This window comes from Synergistaceae bacterium (assembly GCA_012521675.1).
Classification (GTDB): domain Bacteria; phylum Synergistota; class Synergistia; order Synergistales; family Aminobacteriaceae; genus JAAYLU01.
Map to the genome: position 1 here is coordinate 1 of JAAYLU010000063.1, position 6,936 is coordinate 6,936.

Sequence of the window (6,936 nt, forward strand, 5' to 3'; positions counted from 1 at the left end):
ACACGAACCTGGTAGCCGGGCAGAAGCGACTCCAGCTCCTCCTGGAGGGATAGGCGTTCGTTGTCGAAGAAGTGGTAGTGCAGGCGGTCGGTTATGAAGCCCGTTCCGGTGATGACCTTTCTCTTCTTCGAGTACATCAGGCTTCCCACGTCGACCTCGGGGTGCTCGAAGAGAAGCTCCTCGTGGACTGCCGTCTCCGGGTCGAACAGGAAGATCGCCGACTTGTCCCGGCCAAGGTTGGACGAGACGTACAGTTTTTTGTTGTCGAAGGTGAAGAGCAGGGGGGACACGCTCTCGCGGAAGTTGGTGGTGAGCAGAGTGCGGAAGGGAAGGCCCTCTTCGTCGCGGTAGAGCAGGGAGCTGTTCACCCCGTCCGTCCTCAAAGCGACGCGCAGCCTGCCCTCGTGGTCCGTCATCCATCCCTCAATGTCTCCGGGGTTCTCCTCGACCAACGTGAGGTCGCCCGTGTCCAGGTTCAGCCTGTAGACGTCGACGATCTGCGGGTCCCTGCGGTTCAGGCCGATTAGCATCTCGTCGTCCAGCTCCTCAAGAGGGTCGACTATTGTGGCACGCACGTTATCAAACGGCGTCAGATCGCGCCCTCCGGAGCCGTCGGTTGTGACGCTGTACAGGTGGTAGTTCTCGTCCCCGCCCTTGTCCTGAAGGTAGACTATTCTGTCGTTTCCCGACCACATGCACGAGAGAATGTCGCGCTCCTCAGCGGAGGTCACCCTTACAGCCGAGTCCTCTCCGATCTTCTGGACGTGGACGTTCAGCCGTCTCTCCCACGGGGCGAGGAAGAGTATCCTCGTTCCGTCGGGCGATATGCGAAATCCGCTCTTCTCCGGATTTTTGAAGAAGTGCTCGAGTGGAAGCGGTTTTTCCTCCGCTCCTGCTGGTATTGCGGCCGTGAGGCCGAGTATCACCGCCGACGCGATGAGAGGGATAAGTTTCATGGTCTTCTTAACCTCAGCTTTCTTTTGTTTACGAGAGGAGCTAATGAGCGCCGCTCTCTTTAAAAGATGCGGCGGTCCTTCTGGCACGCCAATCTTCATAGCACTCTGTTACGACGGAATCAAGAAGCTTCCGCATCGCGTCAACCCGTCACTCCGTGAAGCTTCCCAGGTGCTTCGAGAAGAACCTCTCCATTGCGCGGAAGAAGTCGAAGAGGTTCTCCTCGTTATAGAAGCCGTGCCCTTCGTTGTCCTTGACCATGTACTCGACGTCGATGCCGCGCTTCTTCAAGGCCTCGACTATCTGGTCCGACTCGGCCTTCTTCACCCGGGGGTCGTTCGCACCCTGCGCCACGAAGAGGGGTGCCCTGATATTATCCGCATGGAAGGCGGGGGAGGCGGCCATGAGGAGGTCGCGATCCTTCTCCGGGTCGCCTATCTGCTCGTACATCATCTGTCGGGCCAGCTCCCAGTGGGGTGGAAAGGATTCCAGAAATGTGAAGATGTTTGACACTCCGACGAAGTCGATGCCGCAGGCGTAGAGATCAGGCGTGAAGGCCAACCCGGCGAGGACGGCGTATCCTCCGTAGGAGGCGCCGTATATGGCGACCCTTTCGGGGTCGGCTATGCCTGAGTCGACAAGCCATCTCACTCCGTCGGAGATGTCGTCCTGCATCGCTCGCCCCCACTCCTTGAAGCTAGCCTCCCAGAAGGCACGGCCGTAGCCCGTGGAACCTCTGAAGTTCATCTGCAGCACGGCCAGCCCCCTGCTTGCCAAAAATTGCACTGTGCGGTTGAAGCCCCACACGTCGCGCTCCCACGGACCGCCGTGCGGATGGATCACCACGGGCAGGTTAGTCCCGTCCGATCCCGGAGGCAGTGTGAGATAGCCGTGGATGAGGAGGCCGTCGCGAGTCCTGTAGGATATCGGCTTCATCGGCACCATCCTCTCCTCCGGGAGCCACGGAGTCATGTCCTCAAGTTTTTTCAGCTCCCTGTTCGCTATGTCGTAGAAGTAGTACGCTCCGTCAGTCCTGTCGCTGTTCGCTAACAGAAAGGCCTTATCCTCGTCCCTGTTCATTGAAACTACACGCACTTCGTAACCTGGGAGAAGCGATTCCAACTCCTCCTGGAGAGCTCTGCGTTCGTCGTCGAAGAAGTGGTAGTGCAGGCGGTCGGTTATGAATTCGGCTCCTATGATCACCTTTCTCTTGCCGGAGTGCATCAGATCTTTAACGTCCACCTCGGGGTGCTCGAAGAGAAGCTCCTCGTGGACGGCTGTCTCCGGGTCGAACAGAAAGATTGCCGATTTGTCCCGGCCAAGGTTGGACGAGACGTACAGCTTTTTGTTGTCGAAGGTGAAGAGAAGGGGCAACACCCTCTCGCGGAAGTTGGTGGTGAGCAGCGTGCGGAAGGGAAGACCTTCGTCGTCTCGGTAGAGCAGGGAGAAATTCACCCCTTCAAGCGTTAAGGCGACGCGCAGCCTGCCCTCGTGGTCCGTCATCCATTCGACTATGTTGCCTGGGTTCTCCTCGACCAGCGTTATGTCGCCCGTGTCCAGGTTCAGCCTGTAGACGTCGACGATCCGCAGGTCCCTTCGGTTCAGGCCGATGAGCATCTCGTCGTCCATGTCCTCAAGGGGGTCGACTATGCTGGCACACACGTTCTCGAACGGCGTCAGATCGCGCTCCCCCGAGCCGTCGGCTTTGACGCTGTACAGGTGTTCGTTCTCGTCCCCGCCCTTGTCCTGAAGGTAGACTATCCTGTCGTTTCCAGACCACTGGCACTTGCGAATGTCGCGCTCCGTGGCGGAGGTCACCCTTACCGCCGAGTCCTCTCCGATCGTCTGGACGTGGACGTTCAGCCTTCTCTCCCAAGGGGCGAGGAAGAGTATCCTCGTACCGTCGGGCGAGATGCGAAATCCGCTCTTCTCAGGTTTTCTGAAGAAACTCTCAAGGGGAAGCGGCTTTTCGTCCGCTCCAGCAACCATTGGGGCCGTGAGGCCCAGTATCACCGCCGATGCGATAATCTGGAAAAATTTCACTGCCTTCACCTCGGCTTCCTTCGATTATAGGGAGGAGTCAATTAACGCCCCTCTCTTCGATTGGTAACAAGAATGCTAGCAGAGGGAGTGGCTTTTTACAATGAGGTGAAAGTAGGGATAGGAGGGCGGCCCGCACGGCCCGGCGTCGCTCGTGATAGAATATCGTCCCGGATAACCAGCCTGGCGGGCATCAATGCCCCAGCCGTTTACACAATAAAGGAGAAGTGAGATGTCCGAGATAATTCTTGAGACCGGATTCGACGAGGAGCTGAAGAACAGCTACCTGTCTTACGCTATGTCCGTTATAACCGAGCGAGCCCTTCCCGATGCGCGGGACGGCCTGAAGCCGGTTCAGCGACGCATACTTCACGCAATGAAGGAGCTCGCTCTGTCGCCCTCGGGGGCGCATAAGAAGTCGGCCAGGGTGGTGGGAGAGACTATGGGTAAGTACCACCCCCACGGAGATTCTTCGATTTACGAGGCTATGGCCCGCATGGCCCAACCCTTCTCGCTGCGCGTGCCCCTGGTGGACGGGCAGGGCAATTTCGGTTCCCTGGACGGTGACTCGCCGGCAGCGATGCGCTACACGGAGGTGCGACTGGCGGCGGAGGGGGAGATGATGCACGCGGACGTGGACGAGGAGACGGTGGATTTCGTGCCGAACTTCGACGAGTCGCTGGAGGAGCCGTCCGTGCTCCCCGCCGTACTCCCCAATCTGCTGATAAACGGGACCTCCGGCATCGCCGTCGGTATGGCGACGAATATCCCGCCTCATAACCCGGTGGAGACGCTATCGCTGCTGTCGGAGTACCTCGGGGAGGGCTGCATGTGGAGCGCGGCGGAGGTTGCGTCGCGGATGCCCGGGCCTGACTTCCCGACCGGCGGGGAGATCGTGGGTAGGAACGGAGTGCGCGAGATGTACGAGACAGGCAGGGGGAAGTTCACCCTGCGCGGAAAGACCCACATAGAGGAGACGAAGAATCGGAACCTGGTGGTTATCACAGAGATACCGTACGGTGCCACGAAGTCACGAATTGTCAAGCAGATAGCGGACAGGCTTGACGAAAGAGGGGTGGACGGAGTGGTGGCCGTCCGTGACGAGTCAGACCGCTCGGGGGATCGCGTGGTGGTCGAGCTCCACAGGAGGGTGGACGCGGAGGCGGTGCGGGCGCTCCTGCTCTCTTCCACTCAGCTCTCCGGGACCTTCGGGGGCAACATGCTCGCCCTCGTGGGCGGAGCCCCCGCGACCATGAGCCTGAAGGACGTATTCGACTGCTTCATCGGGCACAGGCGCGAGGTCGTGCGCCGCCGCACGGAGTATCGGCTGAACCGCGCCGAGGCCAGGCTCCACATAGTGGAGGGGCTGCTGAAGGCGCTGGATCTGCTCGACGAGATAATATCGTTGATACGCTCGTCGAAGACGACCGCCGAGGCGAGGGCAGGGCTGGTGGAGAGGCTGGGTTTCTCCATCCTCCAGGCGGGCGCCATCTTGGACATGAGGCTGGGCAAGCTCGTGGGGCTTGAGCGCGAGGCCCTGGCCAGGGAGGAGAAGCAGCTGAGAAAATCCATAGCGGAGTACCGCGCCATTCTGGGCTCGGAGAAAAAACTCGACTCGGTGGTGTTGCGAGAGTTCGACGGGCTTGCCGCTCACTTCGCCAAGGGCCCTCTCGCTGCGAGGCGCACCGCGATACTGGACGAAGAGCCGGAAGCCAAGCGCGGGAAGGACTCGCCGGGGCAGGTGCGCCTGTCCTTCGAACAGCCGGGACCGTGCGTCGTCTCCATCGACGGCGAGGGTTACATCCGCAAGCGCGATGTGAGGCGCAGGCCCAGGGACGAGGAGGGGAGCGCGTTTATCACCGAGGGGCTGGTCTTCGCCATCGGGGACGACGGGCGCTTCTATTCCCGTGAGCGAGCGGGCATCCCGGACGCCTCGACCAGGAAGCTAGTGTCCGCTACGGAGTTCTTCGGCGCGGACGAGGGAACGTCTCTTGCGCTGATCTCCCCTGACATGCACGATTCGGCTCTGTTCGTCTTCGCGGATGGCTCGTTGAAGCGCACCTCTCTCGACGCCATGAGGGGGGAGACATCCAGGAGGAACACGTCGAGGTACGTCGTCGCCATGAAGGACGGAGAGAGGCTGTTCGCCGCTGTTCCGCTGAGGGAGGAGGTCGTGCTGGACGCAGTGCTGCTCTCGAAGCTCGGCAGGGCGATACGAATTCCCGCGGGCAATGTCCCGCTCAAGGGTATTTCATCAAGGGGAGTTTCGGGCATGGCACTGGAGGAGGACGACTCGCTCGCCGCTGCCCTGGTGATCCCCGGCGCCGATGCCGCCCCGGAGGACCTCCACGCCGTGGTGCGAGCCTCCAACGGTCTCTTCTTCCGCTTCCAGCTGGGTTCGCTCAGGACATCCAGGCGAGGCGGCAAGGGGCTGTACGTCCACAGGGGGGAGAGACCGTCTTTCGGAGAGGTGGTTCAGGCCGCGGCCCTGTCGCCGGGCGACGGCCTTGTTGCGGACGACGGGTCGATCCTGCCGATGGAGGATGTTGGACTCAGAAAGACGGGCGAGCACACCCTGGTCTCCATGACGAAGCTGGACGGGGTAGGCGAGCTGCGTCCCGAGCGAGGCAGAAACGGAGGTAACGGGGCATGAGCGGTGCTAAGTACGACGGCAGTTCCATAAAGGTCCTCGAGGGGCTGTCCGCGGTAAGGCTCAGGCCCGCCATGTACATCGGCGACACCGGGCAGAGGGGGCTGCACCACCTCGTATGGGAGCTCGTGGACAACTCAGTGGACGAGGCCCTCGCAGGTCACTGCTCGCAGATCACCGTCCACCTGTCGCCCGACGGTGCGGCGACCGTCTCCGACGACGGAAGAGGGATGCCGGTCGACCCCCACCCTCAGAAGAAGCTCCCGACCTGCCAGGTTATAATGACGACCCTTCACGCGGGGGGAAAGTTCGGAGGCGGGGCCTACACAGTGTCGGGAGGGCTGCACGGGGTGGGAGCGTCGGTTGTCAACGCTCTTTCCGAGTCTCTCCGGCTGACGATTCGCAGGGATGGACGGGAGTACTCCATGGAGTTCGCTCGTGGGGAGGTCGCGGCGGAGCTCTCCTCGAAGCCCGCCCCGGGTGACGGTACGGGCACGACTGTGCGCTTCGTCCCCGATCCGCAGATCTTCAAGGCGGGGACGACGTTCGATCCGAAGCTTGTCGAACGCAGGCTGCGCGAGATATCCTACCTCGTTCCCGGGCTGTCGCTGACCCTCGAGACAATTAACCCTGAAGGGGAGGTCGTGCGCGAGACCTTCGTGAACAGGGACGGGATAGAGGCGATGGTCGAAAGGCTGGCCAGGAACACGAAGCCGCTCTACGAGGGGACGCCGTCCTTCTCCGGCAGGAGTGGGGACACGGACGTCTCCTTCGCGTTCAAGTACGTGGACGACTACACCGAGAGGGTCTTCTCCTTCGCCAACCTGATACCGACCGCCGAGGGAGGCACGCACGTGGCGGGCCTACGAGCGGCGCTCACGAGGGCGGTCAACGAGTCCGCGAAGAACGAGAGGCTGCTGAAGGCGGGGGACGACAACATCCAGGGGGATGACCTGCGCGAAGGATTGCTATGCGTGCTCTCCGTCAAGCTGCCAAATCCCCAGTTCGAGGGGCAGACGAAGGGAAAGCTCGGCAACGGCGAGACTATGGGTGCCGTGGGAACGTTTGTCTACGAGAGTCTGGCCGGCTTCTTCGTGAACGAGGGCGGAAAGGTCCTGCGTATCATAGTGGAGAAGGCGCAGGCCACCCGCAGGGGGAGGGAAGCCGCCAAGCGGGCCAGGGAGCTGGTGCGCGGACGGTCGGGCGGAATAAAGGATACTGCTCTGCCGGGGAAACTGGCCGACTGTATCTCCAGGAAGACCGAGGAGGCGGAGCTGTTCATAGTGGAGGGC

Annotated in this window: 4 protein-coding genes; 2 read left to right on the forward strand and 2 right to left on the reverse strand. The window is 61.4% G+C overall.

Annotation, left to right across the window (positions count from 1 at the left end; translation table 11 throughout):
- The coding region (locus GX181_06145; protein NLM71520.1) for a S9 family peptidase at nt 1-956 on the reverse strand (956 nt) is incomplete at its 3' end.
- 148 nt (nt 957-1,104) lie between these two features.
- Complete coding sequence (locus tag GX181_06150; protein NLM71521.1) at nt 1,105-2,997, reverse strand: S9 family peptidase; 1,893 nt, start codon at nt 2,995-2,997, stop codon at nt 1,105-1,107.
- A 229-nt stretch (nt 2,998-3,226) separates the two neighbouring features.
- On the opposite strand from GX181_06150, the gene GX181_06155 reads away from it, so the two are divergent.
- Nucleotides 3,227-5,647, forward strand: a complete 2,421-nt coding sequence (locus GX181_06155) for a DNA topoisomerase 4 subunit A (protein NLM71522.1) — start codon at nt 3,227-3,229, stop codon at nt 5,645-5,647.
- A partial coding sequence (locus GX181_06160) for a DNA topoisomerase IV subunit B (protein NLM71523.1) occupies nt 5,644-6,936 on the forward strand: 1,293 nt, incomplete at its 3' end. The genes GX181_06155 and GX181_06160, both read left to right, overlap by 4 nt.